Annotated in this window: 20 protein-coding genes; 16 read left to right on the forward strand and 4 right to left on the reverse strand. The window is 72.9% G+C overall.

The annotated features are described in order from the left end of the window. Nucleotides 1-68: 68 nt before the first annotated feature. Entirely contained in the window at nucleotides 69-887 is an 819-nt protein-coding gene (locus C1703_RS27995; protein ID WP_232840617.1) for a LuxR C-terminal-related transcriptional regulator, read from the reverse strand. A 341-nt stretch (nucleotides 888-1,228) separates the two neighbouring features. On the opposite strand from C1703_RS27995, the gene C1703_RS40200 reads away from it, so the two are divergent. The 10 genes from C1703_RS40200 (at nucleotide 1,229) to C1703_RS28040 (ending at nucleotide 14,060) form a co-directional block, all read left to right on the forward strand. Beyond that, the gene (locus C1703_RS40200) at nucleotides 1,229-1,357 is read left to right on the forward strand and encodes a hypothetical protein (RefSeq protein ID WP_269803217.1); all 129 of its coding nucleotides are present in this window, start codon (nucleotides 1,229-1,231) and stop codon (nucleotides 1,355-1,357) included. Then, entirely contained in the window at nucleotides 1,354-2,562 is a 1,209-nt protein-coding gene (gene hemA, locus C1703_RS28000) for a 5-aminolevulinate synthase (protein WP_114257631.1), read from the forward strand. The genes C1703_RS40200 and hemA overlap by 4 nt, the downstream gene beginning before the upstream one ends. Before the next feature lie 11 nt (nucleotides 2,563-2,573). Continuing rightward, complete coding sequence (locus C1703_RS28005; protein WP_114255433.1) at nucleotides 2,574-3,428, forward strand: TauD/TfdA family dioxygenase; 855 nt, start codon at nucleotides 2,574-2,576, stop codon at nucleotides 3,426-3,428. Continuing rightward, the gene (locus tag C1703_RS28010) at nucleotides 3,416-4,387 is read left to right on the forward strand and encodes a 3-oxoacyl-[acyl-carrier-protein] synthase III C-terminal domain-containing protein (RefSeq protein ID WP_114255434.1); all 972 of its coding nucleotides are present in this window, start codon (nucleotides 3,416-3,418) and stop codon (nucleotides 4,385-4,387) included. The genes C1703_RS28005 and C1703_RS28010 overlap by 13 nt, the downstream gene beginning before the upstream one ends. Continuing rightward, complete coding sequence (locus C1703_RS28015; protein WP_232840618.1) at nucleotides 4,384-5,751, forward strand: hypothetical protein; 1,368 nt, start codon at nucleotides 4,384-4,386, stop codon at nucleotides 5,749-5,751. The genes C1703_RS28010 and C1703_RS28015 overlap by 4 nt, the downstream gene beginning before the upstream one ends. Further along, nucleotides 5,748-7,754: a phenylacetate--CoA ligase family protein gene (locus tag C1703_RS28020; RefSeq protein ID WP_114255435.1), complete on the forward strand. Its 2,007-nt coding sequence runs from the start codon at nucleotides 5,748-5,750 to the stop codon at nucleotides 7,752-7,754. Before C1703_RS28015 ends, C1703_RS28020 begins: the two co-directional genes overlap by 4 nt. Then, on the forward strand, nucleotides 7,751-10,930 hold the full coding sequence (locus tag C1703_RS28025) for a S41 family peptidase (protein WP_114255436.1): 3,180 nt from the start codon (nucleotides 7,751-7,753) through the stop codon (nucleotides 10,928-10,930). The genes C1703_RS28020 and C1703_RS28025 overlap by 4 nt, the downstream gene beginning before the upstream one ends. 64 nt (nucleotides 10,931-10,994) lie before the next feature. Next, nucleotides 10,995-12,260, forward strand: coding sequence for an MFS transporter (locus C1703_RS28030; protein WP_114255437.1), 1,266 nt, complete (start codon nucleotides 10,995-10,997; stop codon nucleotides 12,258-12,260). A gap of 22 nt (nucleotides 12,261-12,282) precedes the next feature. After that, nucleotides 12,283-13,434 (forward strand): biotin carboxylase, encoded by a 1,152-nt coding sequence (locus C1703_RS28035; RefSeq protein ID WP_114255438.1) that lies wholly within the window; start codon nucleotides 12,283-12,285, stop codon nucleotides 13,432-13,434. Then, nucleotides 13,386-14,060 carry a trimeric intracellular cation channel family protein gene (locus C1703_RS28040; RefSeq protein WP_114255439.1) on the forward strand — a complete coding sequence of 225 codons (675 nt, stop codon included), beginning with the start codon at nucleotides 13,386-13,388 and terminating at the stop codon, nucleotides 14,058-14,060. The genes C1703_RS28035 and C1703_RS28040 overlap by 49 nt, the downstream gene beginning before the upstream one ends. Here the strand turns inward: C1703_RS28040 and C1703_RS28045 are convergent. After that, on the reverse strand, nucleotides 13,951-15,186 hold the full coding sequence (locus tag C1703_RS28045; protein WP_114255440.1) for an alpha/beta hydrolase-fold protein: 1,236 nt from the start codon (nucleotides 15,184-15,186) through the stop codon (nucleotides 13,951-13,953). The two genes, C1703_RS28040 and C1703_RS28045, sit on opposite strands and share 110 nt — an antisense overlap. Before the next feature lie 143 nt (nucleotides 15,187-15,329). Between C1703_RS28045 and C1703_RS28050 the strand changes: the two genes are divergently transcribed. Beyond that, nucleotides 15,330-16,190 (forward strand): thioesterase family protein, encoded by an 861-nt coding sequence (locus C1703_RS28050; RefSeq protein WP_114255441.1) that lies wholly within the window; start codon nucleotides 15,330-15,332, stop codon nucleotides 16,188-16,190. Between the two features lie 675 nt (nucleotides 16,191-16,865). On the opposite strand, the gene C1703_RS28060 is transcribed toward C1703_RS28050, so the two are convergent. Next, complete coding sequence (locus C1703_RS28060) at nucleotides 16,866-17,504, reverse strand: TetR family transcriptional regulator (RefSeq protein ID WP_114255443.1); 639 nt, start codon at nucleotides 17,502-17,504, stop codon at nucleotides 16,866-16,868. Nucleotides 17,505-17,619: 115 nt separating this feature from the next. Here C1703_RS28060 and C1703_RS28065 point away from each other — a divergent pair, with 115 nt between their 5' ends. The 4 genes from C1703_RS28065 (at nucleotide 17,620) to C1703_RS28080 (ending at nucleotide 19,850) form a co-directional block, all read left to right on the forward strand. After that, nucleotides 17,620-17,784, forward strand: a complete 165-nt coding sequence (locus C1703_RS28065; RefSeq protein WP_114255444.1) for a hypothetical protein — start codon at nucleotides 17,620-17,622, stop codon at nucleotides 17,782-17,784. A gap of 37 nt (nucleotides 17,785-17,821) precedes the next feature. After that, entirely contained in the window at nucleotides 17,822-18,088 is a 267-nt protein-coding gene (locus C1703_RS28070) for a DUF4190 domain-containing protein (protein WP_114255445.1), read from the forward strand. Between the two features lie 139 nt (nucleotides 18,089-18,227). Continuing rightward, nucleotides 18,228-19,397: a cysteine desulfurase family protein gene (locus C1703_RS28075; protein ID WP_114255446.1), complete on the forward strand. Its 1,170-nt coding sequence runs from the start codon at nucleotides 18,228-18,230 to the stop codon at nucleotides 19,395-19,397. A gap of 78 nt (nucleotides 19,398-19,475) precedes the next feature. Continuing rightward, complete coding sequence (locus tag C1703_RS28080) at nucleotides 19,476-19,850, forward strand: DUF1304 family protein (RefSeq protein ID WP_114255447.1); 375 nt, start codon at nucleotides 19,476-19,478, stop codon at nucleotides 19,848-19,850. A 33-nt stretch (nucleotides 19,851-19,883) separates the two neighbouring features. On the opposite strand, the gene C1703_RS28085 is transcribed toward C1703_RS28080, so the two are convergent. Next, the gene (locus tag C1703_RS28085) at nucleotides 19,884-20,549 is read right to left on the reverse strand and encodes a peptidoglycan recognition family protein (protein WP_114255448.1); all 666 of its coding nucleotides are present in this window, start codon (nucleotides 20,547-20,549) and stop codon (nucleotides 19,884-19,886) included. Nucleotides 20,550-20,609: 60 nt separating this feature from the next. Here C1703_RS28085 and mnmA point away from each other — a divergent pair, with 60 nt between their 5' ends. Further along, nucleotides 20,610-21,740: a tRNA 2-thiouridine(34) synthase MnmA gene (gene mnmA / locus C1703_RS28090; protein WP_114255449.1), complete on the forward strand. Its 1,131-nt coding sequence runs from the start codon at nucleotides 20,610-20,612 to the stop codon at nucleotides 21,738-21,740. Nucleotides 21,741-21,843 lie beyond the last annotated feature (103 nt).

Genomic DNA, 21,843 nt, shown 5'->3' on the forward strand with positions numbered 1-21,843 from the left:
CCCTGGTGCGGATCGGGGGCCGAGGGCGTTGCCACCCGTCGCGTCGTCGGCGCACGCGACGGTGCGGCTCAGCTCGCCTGCTGTCCTGCGGGCTGGTCCAGCACCCCCGACTGCGCGACCAAATAGGCGAGTTGGGCACGGCTGCGACTGCCCAGCGCCTCCGCGGCCTTCTTGATGTGGGCCGCGACCGTGCGGGAACTCATGCCGAGACGGCTCGCGATGCTCGCGTCGGTGTACCCGTCGACCATCAACCGCAAGATGGCCTGCCGCGTCTGGTCGGTCAGCAGCGGCGGCCGCTGGCAGGACGCCACGACGGGGATGGGATCCGCTCGCTCCCAGGCGTGTTCGAAGACGCCGACGAGGTAGGCGACGACCCCGGGGTGCTCGATCATGAGGGCCGACTGACGGCGCTCCTGCTGGGCGTTCGGGATGAAGGCCACGGTCCGGTCGCAGATGATCAGGCGCTCGAACAGCTCGTCGAGCGTGCGGACCTCGGCGCCGTTCTTGGCCACCTGCTCGATGTAGGTCAGGGTGGGGCCGTGCGAGCGGGCGGTGTGCTGGTACAGGGTGCGCTGCCGGACACCCCGGGCCAGCAGGGCGAGGTCCCGGTCGAGGGCTTCGGCCAGGATGTTCTCGGAGCGGCCGCCGCCGGGCTGGGCGGTGAGGAGTTCCTCCCGGCAGGACCGTACGGCCTCCTCCAGCGAGGCGCTGATGGCCTCCTCCCCCAGGAGCGGCCGGACGGGCGCTCGTCGCTGCTGTTGCACGTCCGCGTAGGTGCTGTTGGCACGTGAAATCGCGAGGTGCAGTGCGGCCAGGGCATCCTGCTGTTCCAGGATGACGCGGTGGATGGGCTGGCTGAGCACGCTCAGGGCGACGTCCGGTGACACGGGTTCGAGCGTTCCGGAGTTCGATGCGGCGGGCCGGAGCAGCCCCAGGGTATGGAGACACTCCGCCACCTCCGTAGAGGTGCTGCCGTTCATGAGTGCGTCCCGGTACTGGGTGAGTCCCCGGTCGCAGAGTTCCACCTCACCGGTTCTGGCGAGGTTGTCCATTTCTGTGCACATGTGCCCCCCCTTCAGGTTTCCGTAGTGCAGATTCATGATCCCACCTGCGGCTGGATCTGTGCCCTCAGTGTCGGCAGGATCTCTTTCCGTCACAGGGGGCGGTGAAAAGGCCGTCTCGTGCAGGATTCTGGGGGACTGAGATGAAGACGCGATATCGACGTGCTGTGAGCATGCTTGCGGCCGGAGCCTTCTCGGCTCTTGCGCTGTGGATGTCCGCTCCGACGGGGGGCGGCTTCGCGGTCGCCGAGGCGAACGTCACCGTCAAGCCCGACGATTCCGGGTGGGGCGCGTGACCATCATCGGCAGCGAGGCGCGGGAAACGGTCCTCCTGGGAGAATTCCGCAGAAGGCTCGACGACCTGAAGGTGAACGGGCTCTACCGCGAGTTCATCGCGGGTGCCCACCGGGCCGACGACCGTGGTCAGACCCAGTACGGCGACCGGCGGCTCCAGGTCTGGTGCAGCAACGACTACCTGGGGCTGAGCCAGCATCCGGACGTCATTCTCGCGCAGATCGAGTCCACCTTCCGGCACGGCACCGGAAACGGCGGGTCCCGCAATATCGCGGGCACCAGCGCCAGTCATGTGGAGCTGGAGGAGAGGCTCGCCGCCTGGCACGGGAAAGAGCGGGCGCTGATCTTCTCCAGCGGGTACGTCGCGAACTTCGAGTCGCTGAGCACGATGATCTCCGCGGTGCCGGACACGGTCGTGTTCTCGGACGCCCTGAATCACCGCTCGCTCATCGAGGGAATTTCCCGCACCGGATGCCGGAAGCATGTATTCCGGCACAACGACGCGGACGCCCTGGAAAGCGATCTCTCCCGGTACCCGCTTGAGCAGCCCAAGATCATCGTGTTCGAGACCGTCTATTCCATGGACGGGGACGTGGCGCCGCTGAGTGCCTTTCTCGATCTCGCCGAGAGGTACAACGCGCTCACATTCGTCGACGAGACGCACGCCATCGGTGTGCGGGGACCGACGGGCGCCGGCCTGAGCGAGGAACTCGGCGACCACCGGGCCACCTTCATCCAGGGGGTCTTCGGCAAGGCCATCGGGACGGTCGGCGGCTATGTGGCCGGGCCCGACACCGCCCTGGACTACGTGCGCTCCTTCGCCCCCGGCTTCATCTTCACCACCGCCCTGCCCCAGGCCGGCGTCGACGCCACGCTCAAGGGCCTGGACCTGGTGCAGCGGGACGGGGGACTGCGCGTCGCCCTGGACGCGGGGACCCGGTACACGAAGAACGCCCTGCGCGCGGCCGGCATCGACTTCATCGACGCCGACAGCCACCTCGTCCCCGTGATGGTCCCGGGCGCCGAGCGTGTCCGCCGCGTGGCCCGGCGCCTGCTGGACGAGTTCGGCATCTACGTCCAGCCCATCAACTTCCCCTCGGTGCCCCGGGGCACCGAACGGTTCCGGGTGACCGTGGCTCCGTACCGCACCCGCGAGCAGATCGACTACTTCGTCCAGGCGCTCACCGCGTGCCTGGCAGACGCCTGAGGGAGACTCTCGTGAAGTTCACCGACATCACCCCGTACATCGGTGCCGAGCTGACCGGGGCCGTCTACGAGGACCTGGAGCGGCCCGAGGTCTTCGACGAGCTCGTACGCAACGTGCACGAGCGGCAGCTGGTCGTCGTCCGCTCCATCGATCTCACGCCGAAGCAGCAGATCGCCCTGGCCTCGCGCCTCGGCCGGCCCGTGCCGTTCGTGATCAGCAAGTACCGCCACCCGGAGTACCCGGAGATCATGATCTCGTCCAACGAGGTCAAGAACGACAAGCCGATCGGCGTGGCCCGGGTGGGCAACTTCTGGCACCAGGACTCCACCTTCGTCGCCGACCCCGCGCCGTTCACCATGCTGCACGGCGTCAACGTCCCCGGCACCAGCGGCCACACCCTCTTCGCCAGCGCCGTGGACGTGTACGACCGGCTGCCCGAGGAGTGGAAGCGGAAGCTGGCCGACGCCACGGGGATCCACACCGTGGCCAAGCGGCTGCGGATCCGCCCCGAGCACGTCGGGCTGTCCGCCGCGGAGTTCAAGGCGCAGGCCGAGACGGAACACCCGCCCGTGCGCCACCCGCTGGTGCGGCACGACGAGGTCACCGGCCGCCCCTACCTGTACGGGTCCCGCGAGTACATGGAGGGCGTCGTGGGCTTCGACGCCAACGAGACCGAGGAGTTCTTCACCCTCGTCGACGGCCTGATCCAGGACCCGGAGCACGTCTACACCCACCGGTGGACCACCAACGACCTGCTGGTGTGGAAGACCAGGACGACGTATCACGCGGCCACCGACGTGGAGCCGGGCGTGAACCGGACGGTGCACCGGGTGAGCATCGAATCGGGTGAGCAGTGGGCGGCATAGTCGACTTCGACGTATGCTTCCCCGCCTCCCGGATCAGCGCCGAGGACCTGCACACCACGTCCGGTGTGCCCGTCCCGGACATCCTGGAGGTCACCCACAGCAAGGAGTTCCCCGTCCTCGGGGAGCACGAGCTGTCCTGGGAGCTGGCGCTGCAGGCGGCCCTGGCCGTCCTGCGGCGCACGCCGGTGCCGCGCGGCGCCATCCGCCAGGTGATCTACGCGGGTTCGGGCGAGTGGGACGTCCCGTTCTGGTCGCCCGCCGCGAAGGTCGCCCATGAGCTGGGCATCGACCGCGCGCACTGCTTCGAGGTCACCAACTTCTGCAACGCCGGCTCGGTGGCGCTCCGGGTGGCCCTGGACGGGGCCGGCCCGGGCCCGGGCGAGTACGCCCTGGTGCTCGTCGCCGACCGGCTCAGCCGGATGGTGGACCGCACCGACCCGGGTTCCCGGGCGCTGTTCAACTTCGGGGACGCCGCGGCGGCGATGCTCGTCACCGCCGACGGCCCCCGGTCGTTCGAACTGCTGCACTCGGCCATGCGCACCGATCCCGGCTGGGTGGACTACTACGCGGGGGAGTGGCGGCAGGGCCGGGTCAGGATCCGCCGGGAGCCGCACCGGCCGGGGCTGTCCGAGGCGTACGTCGCCAACTTCTCGGCGCTGCTCCAGGAGACCCTGGCGGCGCTCGGCCGGACTCCCGACGACATCGACCACTTCCTGATCAACCAGGGCGACCGGCGGATGCACGAACGGCTCCTGGACACCATCGGGATCCCGGCCGGGCGCAGCGTCTTCAACTACGACCGGCTCGGCCACATGGGCGGCGCCGACACCCTCATCGCCCTGCGGGAACTGGCGGACGAGCGGCGGCTGCGCAGCGGGGACCTGGTCGTGCTGGCGACCAGCGCCATGGGGTTCAGCTGGGGCATCACGGCCTTGGAATACCGGGGGATTCAAGGATGAGGATTCTCGTCATACACCAGGTTCCGTACCGCAAGATCGACTACCACCGCGGTATCGACCACGACCTTCACGAGGTCACGTACATCGGCCAGCCGCACCGCATGGCCGACCTGCCCGCCGAACTCAGGTGCCGCAGGCTCGTGCTCGACGAGGGCGAAGACCTCCTGGACGGCATCCTCGCCCGCACCTCGCGCGCCGACGGCTACGAGAAGGTGCTCTCCCTCTCGGAGTTCGCCATGTTCGAGGCCCGGCGCGTACGGGAGCACCTCGGGCTGCCGGGCCCGGACCTCGCGCAGGTGGAACGGGTGCGCGACAAGGTCAGCATGAAGGCCGCCCTGGCCGGCTCGGGCATCCGGTACCCGCGGTTCGTCGCGGCCCCGCCCGCCTGCGGCCCGCTGCCCTGGTCCGGGCGGACCGTCGTCAAGCCCCGGCAGGGCGCCTCCAGCGAGGGCGTCGCCGTGTACGCGACCGCCAGGGAGGCCCTGAGCGCCTACCGCCGGCTGGACAACCCGCGCGAACACCAGCTGGAGGAGTACGTCGAGGGCGACATCCTGCACGCCGACGGGCTGGTCAGCGACGGCGAGCTGGTGCACCTCGTGGTGAGCCGGTACATCACCAAGCCGGTGGACTTCGTCACCGGCACACCGCTGGGCTCGTACCAACTGCCGTACGACGAGACGCACTTCGCCTTCGCCGCCCGGGTCGTCAAGGCGCTCGGCATCACCGAGGGGTGCCTGCACCTGGAGATGTTCGAGACCCCCGAGGGGGACCTGGTCTTCCTGGAGGTCGCCAACCGGGTCGGCGGCGCCGGGGTCATCACCGCGCACGAACGGCACAGCGGCGTCCATCTGCCCACGCACGAGATCGCCGTCCGGCTGGGGCTCCCCCGGCCCGAGCCGTCCGGGGCGACCGGGCGCCACCACGCGTGGCTGGTGTTCCCCGGGCACCATCTGCCGCCGGGCACGACGGTCGACGTCACCGTGCCCGACCACCTGGCGCACCACCCGTGCGTCGACCGGCTGCACCGACTCGGCCCGACCGAGCCGCTGCCGGACCACGTCACCTACCAGGAGTGGCTGGTACCGGTGTTCGTGGAGGCCTCCCACCGGGACTCGGAGGTGCTGGGCGACTTCCTGCGGGAGTGCGTCCGCGCCATCACGGTGAAGCCGACCGCTGCGGCGGCGGCCGCGCCGGAGGTGGGGCTTGCTGCGTCTGCGGTGGCCCTGCCGGGTGCGGGTCTGTCCGCTTCCGCGGCGGCTCCCGGTCCGGTGGAGCTTTCCGCTGCTGCGGCGGTCCCCGCGTCCATGGATCTGGCCGCCTCCGCAGAGCCCTCCGCCACCGCCGAGCTGAGGAACGTCTCATGAGGTACTACCCCACCGATCTGCTGCTGGCGGTCGAGGACGCCGAGCGGGCGCTGGCCGAGCCGGAGTCCGGGCTCGCCCGGCTGCTTCGCGAGGCCGGGCTGTCCGCCCTGGCCGGGCTGTTCGCCGGTGCCGCCGTCACCGAGGGACTGGACAGGCTCCTCGGGGGCCTCGGCCAGTTCCCCTGGCAGCCGGCGGTCGACAGCGACGACGTCTACCTGATCTCGCCGGCCGGTGTGGTCGTCCTCGACGACCACCGGCCCGGCAACACCCTGCGCGGGCTGCTGCTCGCCTGGGCCGTGGGCAACGAGGTCGTCGTCCGCACCGTCCGGGAGTCCTTCTGGACCGCGCTCGCCGGCCGGCTGCGCGCCTTCGGCCATCCCCTTCCGCCGCTGCGGGCGACCGCCCCGGACGCCCCCGTCCCGGCCGGGGCACGGCCGGTCGCCGTACCCGACGTCGTACCGGTCCTGCGCACGGGCACGCCCGACACCCGTCCCGAGGCCGCCCTCGGCCTGGCCGCCCTCGACCCGGCCCCCTTCGACCCGGCCGTCTTCGCCGAGCCCGTCTCCGGCTCGCCGTCCGGCGACACCGAGGACATCCTGATCGTCCTGGGGGCGCGGGAGGCCGCCGACCCGGCCGGGCTGGTGGGCGACGTGCCCGGTGAGGACTGCCGGGCTCCCTGGCCGCACCGGCTCCTGCGGCGCGAGCACCTGCGCGGCACGACCCTGTCCGCGGCCCGGAGCGCCGACCGGGCGCGGGAGGCCGACCGGGTGGGGGCCCGGCTGCGCTACCTCGTCGGGCAGGCCCGCCGCACCCCGTTCTACCGGGACCTGCCGGCCGTGACCGGTCTGGACGACCTCGGCCGGCTGCCCGTCCTGGAGAAGGCGGCGCTCGAGGCGAACTCCCTGCCGGGCAGCCGCGGCATGTCCACCGACCGGCCGCGCACGGGCGAGGTGCTGCGCAGCGGCGCCAGCACCGGCGCCCCCCGCTACATCGTGTACTCCCGCACCGACTGGGAGAACATGATCCGCGAGGCCATCCCCCTCTTCCGCACCCTCGGCCTGGAGAACGGCGACCGGCTGATCAACACCCTGTACGGCGGCGGCCTGTACGGCGGTCTGAGCACCACCCTGTGCGAGCTGTCCCGGATGCCCCTGGAGTGCTACTCCACCGCGCAGGCCATCTCCGTGGACGACCTGCTCATGCTCTGCGAGAGCTTCGAGGCGAACGCCCTGCTGGGCCTGCCCGTGCTGATCATGCCGCTGCTGCGCGAGGCGAAGCAGCGCCGGCCCGGCCTGCGCCTGGAGAAGGTCGTCTACGGCGGTACGCCCATGACCGAGACCGACAAGGACTGGCTGCGCGAGGAGCTCGGCGCCCGGGTCGTCACCAGCATCCTGGCCGCCAACGACGGTGCCCAACTGGGCTACCAGTGCGCGCGGATGGGCGGGACGCTGCACCACGCCTGCCCGGACTACAACCTCATCGAGGTCGTCGACGAGAACCTCGTCCCCGTCCCGGAGGGCGAACCCGGCGAACTGCTGATCACCAGCCTGCAGAAGTTCGAGGGCCCGCTGATCCGCTACCGCATCGGCGACCTGGGCCGGGTCTTCCAGTACGACTGCCCGTGCGGGGTGTCCGGGCCCGTCCTGGAATACCTGGGCCGCGCCGACGGACAGGTCAAGGTCAAGGGCGCCACCGTCACCCACGCCGAGATGCTCGCGGCCCTGGAGGTGTTCCGGGTCTCCCAGCTCCAGGTCGAGATCGTCTCCGTGGACGGCAGGGAGACCGTGATCGCCCGGGTCGAGTCGCCCCTGGCCCTGGACGCCGGGGAGGTCCGCGACCACCTTGCGCGGCAGTTCAAGACCCTCGACCAGGAGCACCTGTTCAACGACGCCCTCGACGTCTTCGAGCTGGTCGTCGAGTGCCACCCCGAAGGCGGCCTCACCCGCAACGCCACCAGCGGCAAGATCAAGCCCGTCATCGACCGCCGCCTGGTGGACGCATGACGGACGACACCGCCCTCACCCCGGCCCCCGAGCCGTATCTCGGCCATCCGCACCTCGCCGGGGACCTCGTCACCTTCGTCGCCGACGGCGACGTCTGGCTGGCCCCGCTCGCGGACGCCACCGGGACGACCGCGGTCGCCCGGCGCGTCACCACCGGCGCCGCGTCCGCCGCACACCCCCGGCTCAGCCCCGACGCCCGGCGCGTGGCCTGGACGGCGGACCACGACCTGCACACGGCCGTGGTGGCCGGGCCGGACCTGCCCGGATCCGAGCCGTACCGACGCCTGACCCACTGGGGCGACGCCGACTGCGCCGTACGGGGCTGGCTGTCCCCGACCGAGGTACTGGCCGTCAGGAGCAGCCCCGGACACGGCAAGTGGCGCACCCGCGCCTGGGCCGTGCCGCTGGACCGCCCCGCGCGCTGCCTGCCGTACGGCCCCGCCGACGAGGTCGCGCACGGGCCGGACGGCGCGGTCCTGCTGGGCACACCCGTCTTCCGGGACCCCGCCTGCTGGAAGCGGTACGGCGGCGGCATGGGCGGCCGGATCTGGTACGCGCCGGACGGTGCCGAGTTCACCCGGATCCTCGCGGACGTCGGCGGACACCTCGTCAACCCCATGTGGGTGGACGGGCGTATCGCCTTCCTCTCCGACCACGAGGGCACCGGCGCCCTGTACTCCACCGCGCGGGACGGCTCCGGGCTGCGCCGGCACACGCCGACGACGGGCCACTACGCCCGCCACGCGACGACCGACGGCAGCCGGGTCGTCTACGCCGCCGGCGGCGACCTGTGGCTGCTGCCGTCGCTCGACGCCGCGCCCGTACGCCTGCGCATCACGCTCGGCGCCCTGCGCGCCGGACGGCTGCCGTTCCAGGTCACCGGCGAACAGGCGCTGGGCGACTTCGCCCTGGACGCCGCCGGGGACACCCTCGCCGTCGAGGTGCGCGGCACCGTCCACCTGCTGTCGGCCACGAGCGGCGTGCCCCGCACCCTGCTCGACGACCCCGGGGTGCGCCGGCGGCTGCCCGTCGCGCTGCCCTCGGACGGCGGCGTCGTCTGCGTGAGCGACGCCGGCGGCGAGGACGGCCTGGAGATCGCCCGGCCGGACGCCGCCGGCCCCCGCCGGATCGGGCACGGCGAGTTCGGCCGGGTGACCGCGCTGGCCGCCGCGCCGGACGGCGGGAGCTGCGCGGTGGCCTGCGACGACGGACGCCTGCTCGTCGTCGACCTGGAGTCCGGCAAGACCACCGAGATCGCCCGCAGCGCCCACCGCGAGGTGCGCGGACCGGCCTTCTCCCCGGACTCCCGCCATCTCGCGTGGGCGGAGCTGTACCGCCCGTCGGACGGGTCGACCCCGGCGGAGGGGTCGCACATCCGCCTCGCCCGGCTGTCCGACGGCCGGATCACCGACGTCACCGCCCCGCGCTTCAACGACACCGACCCGGTCTTCACCCGGGACGGCAGGTTCCTGGCGTTCCTGTCCAACCGCACCTTCGACCCCGTCTACGACCAGCACAGCTTCGACCTCGGCTTCCTGCCCGGCGTCCGCCCCTACCTGGTGGCGCTCGCGGTCGGCACCCCCTCGCCGTTCGGCCCCGGGCACGGGCCCGGGCCGGCGCGGCCGCACGGCGGGGACGACGACCCGGCCGCGACGACCGTGGACTTCGAGGGCCTCGCCGACCGGATCGTCCCGGTGCCGGTCGGTCCCGGCCTGCGCACCGGCCTGACCGCGGTCGCCGGCGGTCTGGCGTGGCTGCGCCACCCCCTGGCCGGCAACCTCGGCGAGGCGGCGGCCGAGCCGGACGGCACCGGAACCCGCCTGGAGCACTACGACCTGACGTCCCGTCAGTGCGGCACGCTCGCCGGGGACGCCGACCGGTACGCCGTCTCCGGCGACGGACTGCGCCTCGCCGTACGGGTCGCGGACCGCCTCCTGGCCGGGCCCGCGGCTCCGGGCGGCGCGCGGACGCCGGTGCCGGTCGGCCGGATCCGCGTCACCGTCGATCCCGTGGCCGAGCGCCGGCAGATGTTCGACGAGGCCTGGCGGCTCATGCGGGACGGCTTCTGGCGTGCCGACCTCGCCGGGACCGACTGGGCCGGGCACCGCGAGCGCTACGCCGCGCTGGCGGACCGGGCCGGCACCCAGGCCGAACTCGCCGATGTCCTCTGGGAACTCCACGGCGAACTGGGCGCCTCGCACGCCTACGTACGGCCGCCCGCCCCGGCACCGGCCACCCCCGCGCCGGGGCTGCTCGGCGCCGACCTGTCGCCGGACGGCGACGGCGCCTGGCGCATCGACCGGATCCTGCCGGGGGAGTCCTCGGCGCCCGCGGCCCGCTCGCCGCTGGCCGAACCCGGGGTGGACGCGCGGACCGGAGACCGGATCGTCGCGGTGCACGGCAGGCCCGTGGACCCGGTGCACGGACCCGCCGCGGCCCTCGCCGGCCGGGCCGGAGAGCCCGTGCTCCTGACCCTGCGCCGCGCCGGCCGCGACCACGACGTCGTGGTCGTGCCCCTCGCCTCGGACGCCGAGCTGCGCTACCACGACCTGGTGCGCGGGCGCCGGGCCACGGTCCGCGAGCGCTCCGGCGGCCGGCTCGGCTATCTGCACCTGCCGGACATGATGTCCGCCGGCTGGGCGGCGCTCCACCGGGACCTCGGACCGGAACTCGCCCGCGACGGGCTGCTCGTGGACCTGCGCGGCAACACCGGCGGCCACATCTCGCCGCTGCTGCTGGAGAAACTCGGCCGCCGGATCAGCGGCTGGGACGTGTCCCGCCGCTGCGGCCCCGCTCCCTACCCGCAGGAGGCGCCGCGCGGCCCGGTCGTCGTCCTCGCCGACGAACGGACCGGCTCCGACGCCGAGATGGCCGTCCACGCCGTACGCCACCACGGCATCGGCCGGGTGGTCGGCACCCGCACCTGGGGCGGGGCGCTCGGCATGGACGACCCCGGCGTCCTCGTCGACGGCACCCTCGTCACCCAGCCGAAGCACGCGTTCTGGTTCGACGGGCCCGGCTGGGGACTGGAGAACCGGGGCGTGGACCCCGACGTCGAGGTCGCGATCGCGCCCCAGGACTGGGCGGCGGGCCGCGACCCGCAACTGGAGGCGGCCGTGCGCGAGGCCCTCTCCGCGCTGCGCCTCACCCCCGCGGCGGTGCCTCCCGCCCACTGATCCCCGGCCTCCGCACGCCGACCGTCCCCGAGCCCTCCCCGAGATTCCGAGACAAGGAAGAACCATGACGACCGCAGTGACCACACAGACGCAGGAGACCCCACCACAGAGTCTCTGGCGTCACCGTGACTTCATGCTCCTCTGGAGCGGACAGACCGTCAGCGAGGTGGGCTCCAACATCACCCAGCTGACGCTTCCCCTGGTGGCGCTGCTCATGCTCGACGCCACCACCTTCGAGGTCGGTCTGCTCACCGCGGCGACGACCCTGCCCTTCCTGCTGGTGGCCCTGCCCGCCGGGCCCGTGGTCGACCGGGTCATGAAGCGGCGCCTGATGGTGTGGTGCGACCTCGGCCGCATGGTGCTGGCCGGCTCCATCCCGGTCGCCGCGGTGCTCGGCGTCCTGACCCTCGTCCAGCTCTACCTCGTGGCCCTCGCCATGGGCGTGCTGTCCGTCTTCTTCGCGATCGCCTACCAGAGCTACCTGCCCTCGCTCGTCGGCAAGGACCAGCTCGTCGACGCCAACGGCAAGCTCGGCGCCACCCAGTCCTTCGCGCAGCTCACCGGATCGAGTTTCGGCGGCGCCCTGGTCACCCTGCTCGGCGCCGCCAAGGCCATGGCCGCGGACGCCGTGTCGTTCGGCGTCTCCGCGCTCACCCTGGTGCTGATCCGCACGCCCGAACCGACCCCGGAGCGCCCCGCCGAGAAGCGCCGGCTGCGCACCGAGATCGCCGAGGGCCTGCGCTTCGTCGTCGGCCACCCGATCCTGCGCAAGCTCGTCGCGTCCACCGCCGTCTCGAACTTCTTCGGCACGATCGTGCTCAGCCTCCAGACCGTCTACCTGGTCCGCGAGCTGAAGGCCGAACCGTGGGTGATCGGCCTGGTGATGGGCGGCTCGGCGGTGGGCGGCCTGGCCGGCGGCCTGATCGCCAACTGGGTCGGCAAGAAGATCGGCACCGCCCGGATGATCTGGCTCCCCGCGCTGTGCTTCGGCTGGGCCGGACTGCTCATCCCGGCGGCACAGCCGGGCTGGTCGACCGTCCTGGTGGCCGTCGGCATGACGATGCTCATGGTCATCTTCGTGCTCTACAACAGCTCCCAGGTCTCCTACCGGCAGACCATCACCCCGCCGGAGCTGCTCGGGCGCATGAACGCCTCGGTGCGCTGGATCATGTGGGGCACCATGCCGCTCGGTGCCCTGGCCGGCGGCGCGCTCGGCACGTACGTCGGCGTCCGTCCGATGCTGACGGTCTCGGCCCTCGGCGACTGGCTGGCCGTCCTGTTCATCGTCTTCTCCCCGCTGCGCAAGCTCCGGGACGTGCCCAAGGAGTAGCCCGGAGAGGAGGGAACGGGCGGTGATCTGCAGCGCCCCCCGGGGAGCCGCGGCCGAGGGGCCGCGGGGCGGGCCGGCCGGTGAGTCCGTCGTGGTGATCGTCGACGGCTACGGCACGGCACGCCACCTGCCCGCCCTGTTCGACGAGCGCGGCCACGCCTGCGTGCACGTGCGCAGCGGCCAGGAGGTTCCGGAGCACCTCCTGGCCCGCTTCCGTCCGGAGGCCTACCGCGAGCTGATCGTGGGGGACGGGACCCTGGGCCGGATCCTTCCCGCCGTCGCCGCTCACCGGCCCGTGGCGCTGGTGGCCGGGAGCCCCGGCGCCGCCGGCGTCGCCGACGCCCTGGCGCAGGCGCTCCGCCTGCGCGGCAACGACACCCGGCTCGGTGACGTCCGCCGGGACCGCTACCGGATGGCGGACGCGCTGCGGACCGCCGGGCTGCGCACGCCGCGTCAACTCCTGGTCAGCGACCTCGCCGGGCTGCTCGCCTGGTACGCCGGGGTGGGTGGCCGGGTGACCCTGGAGAGCCTCGGGGGGACCGGTTGCGTCCCCGCCCGGCGCATCCCGTGCGCGACCGAACACGACCTCGTCGCGGCGTTCCGCGGCCTCGTCGGCGCGGCGCCCGAGCCGGCCGGGCCGGCCGCGGCCCTGCTGGCCCGGGAGTGTCCGCCGCGCGGCAGGTACCACGTGAACACCGTCAGCCTCGACGGCACGCACCACGTGTGCGACATCTGGCAGGTGCGGCCGCCGGACCGGGACGCGGCCCCGGGGCTGTCCCGAGGCGTCCTGCTGTCCCGGCGCGGACCGGAGCAGGACGCGCTGGTCCTGCACACGCTGGCCGCCCTCGACATCCTCGGCCTGCGCCACGGACCGGCCCACACCGAGCTGGCGCTCACCCCCGAGGGGCCGTGCGTGCTGACGGTCGGGGCCCACCTGTCGGGCGGGGACCTGCCCCTGCTGGTGGCGGGGGCCGTCGGCAGCGGCCAGCTGGAGTGGACCGTGGACGCCTCCGTGGCACCCCAGCGCTTCTTCCGGCGGGCCGCCCGCGACTACCGGCGGACGCGTTCCGCGGCCTTCGTCCGCGCGGACGAAGGCCCCGCGCGCCCACCGGCGAGAATGTCGGGGTGCTCCAGCAACTCTTCAGTCCGTCCGTCCAGCACACGCTCGACCTGATCGGCATCTTCGTCTTCGCGATCTCCGGTGCCCTGCTGGCGGTGCGCAAGAACTTCGACGTCTTCGGCATCGCCGTCCTCGCCGAGGTCACCGCGCTGGGCGGCGGGCTCTTCCGCGACCTGGTCATCGGGGCCGTGCCGCCCGCCGCCTTCACGGACCTGGGGTACTTCCTCACCCCGCTGCTCGCCACGCTCCTCGTCTTCTTCCTGCACCCGCAGGTGGAGCGCATCCAGGTCGCCGTGAACGTCTTCGACGCGGCCGGCCTCGGCCTGTTCTGCGTCGCCGGCACGATCAAGGCGTACGAGTACGGGCTCGGCCTGACCGCCTCCGCCGGCCTGGGGCTGACCACCGCGGTCGGCGGCGGTGTGCTGCGGGACGTCCTCGCCAACGAGGTGCCGTCCCTGCTGCGCTGGGACCGCGACCTGTACGCGGTCCCGGCGATCGTCGGCTCCGCCCTGGTCGCCCTGTGTCTCCGCTACGACGCCCTGAACCCGCTCACCAGCGCCCTCGCGGTGATCACCGCCTTCGTACTGCGCCTGCTCGCGATGCGGTACCACTGGCGAGCTCCGCGGGCGTGGCACCGGCGGTCGACGGTGAGCGAGGAGGAACAGCCCGTGCTGCCGTGACGGGACGGGCGCCCATCTCCTGCGTCAGCCACTCGAACGCGGGGACCACCTGCGGCCGCCACAGCGCCATGGTGTGCCCGCCCGCGCTCCTCGGGATGAACACCACGTGCACGGTCGTCGGCGCCTTCGCGGCCTGCTCCAGGGCGACGGCCGCCTCGTAGCCGTCGTGCGGCTGGCCGGAGAGGTAGAGCGCGATCCGCGGCGGGACGGCCGCCCTGCGCAGGAGGACGTAGGGGTTGTTCTCGGCCCGCAGGGCGGGGCTCTGCGCGGCCAGCGAGTCGCGTTCGCCGATCGGGTCGTTGTAGCCGGACAGGCTGACGGCGGCCCGGTAGCGGTCCGGGTGGGCGACGGCCAGCTTGGCCGCGCAGTGCGCCCCGGCCGAGTAGCCGGCCACCGCCCAGCCCCGCGGGGCGGGCTCCGCGCGGAAGTTGTCCGTCACCATCTTCGGCACGTCGACGCTCAGCCAGGTGTCGGCGTTGACCGTGCCCGGGATGTTGGCGCAGCCCGTGTCCACCCCGGCCAGCAGGTTCGTGCGGGGCGCGACGAGGATGAAGGGGGCGACGCGGCCGTCCCGCATCAGCGGTTCCAGCTGCTCGTGCGCGTGCAGCGAGCCGAACCAGGCCTTGGCCGAGCCGGGGTAGCCGGGCAGGAGTTCCACGACCGGGAACCTGTGGTGCCGGTAGGCCGGTTCGTGGTACTGCGGCGGCAGCCAGACGTAGACCTCGGCGTTCACGCCCGACACCCGGCCCCTGAGCTGGGTGACCCGCACCCCGCCGGCCGCGCGCATCCCCGGCCCGGAAGCGGGCTGGAAGGTCTGGCGCACCTTGGGCAGCCGCTTGAGCGCGATCCCGCCGGTGCCGTCGGCGCCCAGATCGGCGGCCTGCTGCACGTGGTCACCGGTGCCGAGCAGGTCGGCCCAGTTGTCGTACAGGCTGTTGGCGTTGTTGACCAGGGTGAACACCAGGGCCACGGCCGTCCCTTGCGCGAACAGCAGCATCAGCGTCCGGGCTGCGGCACGCAGGACCCGGGGTCCGCGGACGCGTGACCAGAGGAACAGCGGCAGGACGAGGGCGACGACGGACAGCACGATCAGCGTGCAGAGGAACGGTGTCCCGGTGAGGCTCATGCCCCTACAGAGGGAGGAACGAGCCAGAGGGTTTACGGACGAGTCGGACACTTACCAAGAAGTTGCCGGTGTCTCACCAAGGTATGACTCCGGCAGATCGGAGAAAGCTACCGCTTAGTAGCTAGTTCTTGTACTGTTCAGCCATGCCTGAAGCAGCCTCCGCCCCGGCCGTCCGGGCCACGATCGGCGACAGCGAGTTCGACCGCGACACCGCGCTCACCCGCCGCGCGCCCGGCGTCTACGACATCGACCTCTCCGCAGGCTGGACGATCATCAGCGCCGTCAACGGCGGCTACCTGCTGGCCGTCCTCGGCCGAGCGCTCGCGGACGCCCTGCCGCACGCCGACCCCTTCACCATCTCGGCGCACTACCTCACCGCGTCCCAGCCCGGCCCGGCGGTCGTCCGCACGGACGTCGTCCGCACCGGCCGCACCCTGTCGACCGGCCAGGCCTCCCTGTTCCAGTACGACGACGAGGGCCGCGAGGTCGAACGCATCCGCGTCCTCGCCTCCTACGGCGACCTGGACGCCCTGCCCGACGACGTCCGCACGACCGCCCGGCCGCCCGCGATCCCGCCGATCGAGCACTGCTTCGGCCCCGAGGACGGGCCGGCTCCGGTCGACGGCAGCTCGGCCATCGCCGACCGGCTGATGCTCAAGCTCGACCCGTCGACGCTGGGCTGGGCCCTCGGGCAGCCCTCCGGCAAGGGCGAGATGCGGGCCTGGTTCGGCCTCAAGGACGGCCGCGACCCCGACCCGCTCTCCCTGCTGCTGGCGGTCGACGCCCTGCCGCCCACCGCCTTCGAACTCGGGCTGACGGGCTGGGTGCCCACCGTCGAGCTGACCGTGCACGTCCGCTGCCGCCCGGCGCCGGGCCCGCTGCGCGTGTCGATCACCACCCGCAACCTCGCCGGCGGCTTCCTGGAGGAGGACGCCGAGGTGTGGGACGGCGCGGACCGGCTGGTGGCGCAGTCCCGGCAGCTGGCGCGGGTCCGGCTGGGCTGAACTCTGCCCGCCTGACAGGTCGGTCACAGGGCGGTCCGAGGAGAGTCCTGAGCGGCGTTGGTTGAGTGCCTGCCTCAGAACCTCCTCATCTTCCCTGGAGTGGTTTCTCATGAAGCGAGCGCGTCTCCTCCCGGCCGTGGCCCTGCTGGCGCTGTCGCCCCTGGCCCTGGTGGCCTGCGGCTCGGGTGACTCCTCGTCGTCCTCGGGCAGCGGGGGCGGGTCCGGGGGGCGGCAGGCCTGCCGGGCACCGTCGGGGAGGCCGAGCGGTGCGCCGTCCGGGACTCCGTCGGGCGTGCCTTCCGGTGTGCCGTCGGGCGCTCCGTCCGTGGCTCCCTCGGGTGCGCCCTCCGGTGTGCCGTCGGGGGCCGCTTCCGGGGGTGCCAAGCCCACGGGCACGCCGGCCGGGATGCCCTCGGGCATGCCCGGCGGTGGGCAGGGCGGCGGTCCCGGCGGTGGCCAGCGCGGCGGCTGCGGCGCTCCGGGCGGGGGCGGCCAGGGCCAGGCGAACTGAGCGCGAAGAAGGAAAGAGTCCCCCGGGGTGCCCCGGGGTGCCCCGGGGGGCACCGCAGGGGCGGCGCGCTCGGAAGCGGCGGGCGCGCCGCCCCTGCGCGTCGTCGGGCGCGGCTCGGTCCAGGTGTCCAGGTCGGGCACGGCTCGGTCGGCGCGGGGCGCGGCTCAATCCAGCCAGTGGTGGCGGCCGAGGCCGATCAGCCGCATCTGGCGGGTCGCCACCCGGGCGACCTCCCGCTTCCGCTCCTCTCGCCCCTTCTCCGGCCCCTCCAGCGCCTCCAGGAAGAGCGACGCCGTGATGAGCATCTGGTCCACGTAGAGGTGGGCGAGCATCAGCAGGTCGTCCTCGGTCCATCCCTCGGACTCCGGGTCCTTGGCCAGCTCGTCCTTGACCTCCCGGGCGAACCGGGACAGCTGGTCCCGTATGGCCTCCCGTACCGGCTGGACCCCGCCATGCCGCTCCCGGGCGATGAACCGGACGTGGGCGGGGTACCCGTCGACGTGACGGGCGATCAACTCGATGGCACGCGTGATGCGTTCCTCCTGGTCGCCCGTGTCGGACACCGTCGTCCGGATCATCGGGTGCAGGCTGCCCAGCGCCTCCTCGACCAGGGCCACGCCCAGATCCGCCGTGGAGCGGAAGTGCCGGTAGAAGGCGGTCGGGGCGACCCCGACGGCGCGGGTGACCTCGCGCAGCCCGAGGCTGCTCAGGCTCTGCTCCTCCAGCAGTCCGAGGGCCGCGTCCAGGAGTGCCTGCCGGGTCTTCTGCTTCTGGGCCTGCCGGATGCCGAGAGTGTGACTCATACCATGCAGTTAACAACTGTTCTCTGGAATTGGAAAGTCATGGAAGCCGGTAGACTGGGAAGTCAGTGAACAACTGTAACCACAATCGTTCACCGAATCCTGGGGGCTGTTTCCCATGCTGTTCATCGTCGCCGCACTCCTGCTGCTCGGCGTGGTCCTGGGCACCGTCGCCCACGCGCCGCTCACCTTCTCCCTCGCCGCCGGCGTCGTCATCGCCGCCTGGCTGGGCATCTTCGCGATCCGCGAGCGCAACCGCCGGCGCCACACGCAGGCGCACTGACCACCCACCTCCGACCCGACACCGGGAGTCGATCACCATGCAGCTCACCGCTCCGGCCTCGCGCCACACCGGTATCCGCGACACCGACGGCATGGCCGTCGCGTCCTTCATCCTCGGCCTGCTCGGTCTGCTGGTTCTCAACGTCTTCCTCGGCCCGATCGCCATCGTGCTGGCGAGCGTGGCCCTGTGGCGCGGCACCAACCGCCGCGGCCGCGCGCTCCTGGGCCTGGGCCTGGGCGTCGCCGACCTGCTGGTCCTGGTGGCCTTCATGGAGGTCGACAGCACGGTCTCGTGGAGCTTCTGAGCCGCCGTCGGACCACCTGAGACCGACCCGCAGCGCCGGGCCCGGGGACGACGGGCCGCCGCCGCGCGGGACAGCGTTCCACCTTCGGCCGGGCTTGATCTGAGGCCGCGAGAAGGGGAGCCGTAGAATCGGGCTCACCATGGCTTACCTCGACCACGCCGCGACCACCCCGATGCTCCCGGAGGCGGCAGAGGCGCTCACCGCCCACCTGGGTGCCACCGGCAACGCCTCCTCCCTCCACGCATCCGGCAGGCAGGCCCGCCGCACCGTCGAGGAGGCCCGCGAGACCCTCGCCGACGCCCTCGGCGCCCGCCCCAGCGAGGTCGTCTTCACCTCGGGCGGCACGGAGGCCGACAACCTCGCCGTCAAGGGCCTCTACTGGTCACGCCGCGACGCCGACCCGGCCCGCACCCGTGTCCTCGCCAGCCCCGTCGAGCACCACGCGGTCCTCGACGCCGTGCACTGGCTCGGCGAACACGAGGGCGCCACCATCGAGTACCTGCCGGTCGACGCCCACGGCCGCGTCCACCCGGACGCCCTGCGCGAGGCGATCGCCCGCAACCCCGACGACGTGGCCCTCGCCACCGTCATGTGGGCCAACAACGAGATCGGGACGATCCTGCCGGTCCGCGAACTGGCCGACGCCGCCGCGGAGTTCGACGTCCCGCTGCACTCGGACGCGGTCCAGGCCTTCGGCCAGATCCCCGTGGACTTCGCCGCCTCCGGCCTCGCCGCGATGACCGTCTCCGGCCACAAGATCGGCGGCCCCTACGGCATCGGCGCGCTGATCCTCGGCCGCGAGCACGCCCCCGTGCCCGTGCTGCACGGCGGTGGCCAGGAGCGGCATGTGCGCTCCGGCACTCTCGACGTCCCCGCCATCGCCGCCTTCGCCGTCGCCGGGCGGCTGGCCGCCGAGCAGCGCGAGTGGTTCGCCCGCGAGATCGGCGCCCTGCGCGACAGCCTGATCACCGCCGTCCGCTCGGCCGTCCCCGACGCGATCCTCGGCGGCGACCCCGATCCGGCCGGTCGCCTCCCGGCCAACGCGCACTTCACGTTCCCCGGCTGCGAGGGCGACTCGCTGCTGCTCCTGCTCGACGCCCAGGGCATCGAGTGCTCCACCGGCTCCGCCTGCACCGCCGGCGTCGCCCAGCCCAGCCACGTCCTCCTCGCCACCGGCACCGACCCCGACCTGGCCCGCGGCACCCTCCGCTTCTCCCTCGGCCACACCTCCACCGAAGCCGACGTCGAGGCCCTGGCGAAGGCCATCGGCCCGGCGGTGGAACGGGCCCGGGCGGCTGGGCTGACGTAACGCCCGGCGCGGACGAGGGGCGCGTGGTCTTCGGCGCGCGCCCTTGCCGCGGGCCGCGCCCGGGCGGACACTCCGGACGTGAACGTCGTCACCCAGGCCTTCGCTCTCCTCGCCGCCCTGATCCACCTCGTGGTGGGCGTTCTGGAGCGCTTCTTCTACCACCGCCCCGCGGTCCGGCTCTTCCTCACCACGTCCACGGCGGACGCGCCCGAGGTGACGCTGTGGCGGTCCGGGGTGGCCGTCTACAACGTCCTGCTCGGGCTCGGGCTCCTGGCCGGGGTCGTGGCCCTGCACACCGGGGACGAGACCGCCGGGCGCGCCCTGGTCCTCTACCTCTGCGGCTTCCTGGTGGTGTCCGCCGTCGTGTTCGCCGTGTCCTTCCCGCGGCTGTGGCGCGGGGCGCTCGGCCAGGGGCTGGCACCCGCCGTCGCGCTCCTCGCCGCCCTGTTCTGACGCCGCTGTTCCGACGCCGCCCGGTCAGCCCGGTCAGGCGGGTGCCGTTCGCGCCTGACGCACCAGCCGCATGTACTTGTCCCAGTCCCAGTGCGGCCCCGGGTCCGTGTGGTCCGTGCCCGGGACCTCCACGTGGCCGATGATGTGCTCGCGGTCGACGGGTATGTCGTACCGCGCGCAGATCCGGGCGGTCAGGCGCGCCGAGGCCTCGTACATCTCGTCCGTGAGGTCCTGCGGACGGTCCACGAAGCCCTCGTGCTCGATGCCGACACTGCGCTCGTTGTAGTCGCGGTTGCCCGCGTGGTACGCCACGTCCAGCTCGCGGATCATCTGTGCGACGTGCCCGTCCTGGCGGACGATGTAGTGCGTGGCCGCCTTGTGGCCCGGGTCCTGGAAGGCCTTCACCGCGCTGTCGAAGCTGCCCTGCGTGACATGGACGATCACCATGTCTATGCCGAAGTCGTCGGGGCGGTCCGCCCGCCGCCAGTTCGCCTCCGACGCCGCCACCCAGCGCGCGCCCGCGTAGTCGACCTCGCCCTCCTTGCGCGGCTTCTCCACACCGGGAGTCCGCCACCACAGGCGCGCCAGCTCGTCCCGGGCCAGCACGGCCGAGCCCGCCGCTGCCGCCGCCCCACCGATCAGCAACGCCCGGCGCCCGACCTTCCGGTCGCCGTCCTTCGGAGCCTTCCGCTGTCCCATGTGATCGTCAACGGATACTCGCGGGCCCTGGTTCCCGCGCCCCCTTACCCTGGAGGGGTTATGACTGAAACCCCGCAGCGCCCCCGCCCCCTCCGCGTCCTGGCCGCCATGTCCGGCGGCGTCGACTCCGCCGTCGCCGCCGCCCGCGCGGCCGAGGCGGGCCACGACGTGACCGGCGTCCACCTCGCGCTCTCCGCCAACCCCCAATCCTTCCGGACGGGCGCGCGGGGCTGCTGCACCATCGAGGACTCGCGCGACGCCCGCCGCGCCGCCGACGTCATCGGCATCCCCTTCTACGTGTGGGACCTCGCCGACCGCTTCCGCGAGGACGTCGTCGAGGACTTCGTCGCCGAGTACGAGGCCGGCCGCACGCCCAACCCCTGCCTGCGCTGCAACGAGAAGATCAAGTTCGCCGCCCTCCTCGACAAGGCACTCGCCCTCGGCTTCGACGCGGTCTGCACGGGCCACTACGCCAAGGTGATCGTCCGCGAGGACGGCACCCGCGAGCTGCACCGCGCCTCCGACATGGCCAAGGACCAGTCCTACGTCCTCGGCGTGCTCGACGACCGCCAGCTCGCCCACGCCCTGTTCCCCCTCGGCGACACGGTCACCACCAAGGACGAGATCCGCGCCGAGGCCGAGCGCCGGGGCCTGGCGGTCGCCAAGAAGCCCGACTCGCACGACATCTGCTTCATCGCCGACGGCGACACCCAGGGCTTCCTCGCCGACCGGCTCGGCCGGTCCGAGGGCGACATCGTCGACGAGTCCGGCACGAAGCTCGGCACCCACGAGGGCGCGTACGGCTTCACCATCGGCCAGCGCAAGGGACTGCGGATCGGCACCCCGGCCCCTGACGGCAAGCCGCGCTACGTCCTCGACATCTCCCCGGTCACCAACACCGTCACCGTCGGCCCGGCCGACGCGCTGGACGTCAGCGCCCTGACCGCGATCAAGCCGCGCTGGTGCGGCGCCGCCCCCACCGGCCCCGGCACCTACACGGCCCAGCTCCGTGCCCACGGCGGCGAGACCGAGGTGACCGCCGAACTCGTCGACGGCACCCTGGAGGTCACCTTCACCGAGCCGGTCCGCGGCGTCGCCCCCGGCCAGGCGATCGTGCTCTACGACGGCACGCGCGTGGTGGGCTCGGCGACGATCGCGTCGACGAAGCGGGCGACGGCCGGCGTGGCCTGACCCGGAGGGCACCCGGGGCAGGCCGACTCCACGCGCGCGTGCCAACACGCTCACGCGCCCTCAGCTCCACGCGCGCGTGCCCCTCGTTCACGCGCCCTCAGCT

This window comes from Streptomyces sp. Go-475 (assembly GCF_003330845.1).
Taxonomy (GTDB): domain Bacteria; phylum Actinomycetota; class Actinomycetes; order Streptomycetales; family Streptomycetaceae; genus Streptomyces.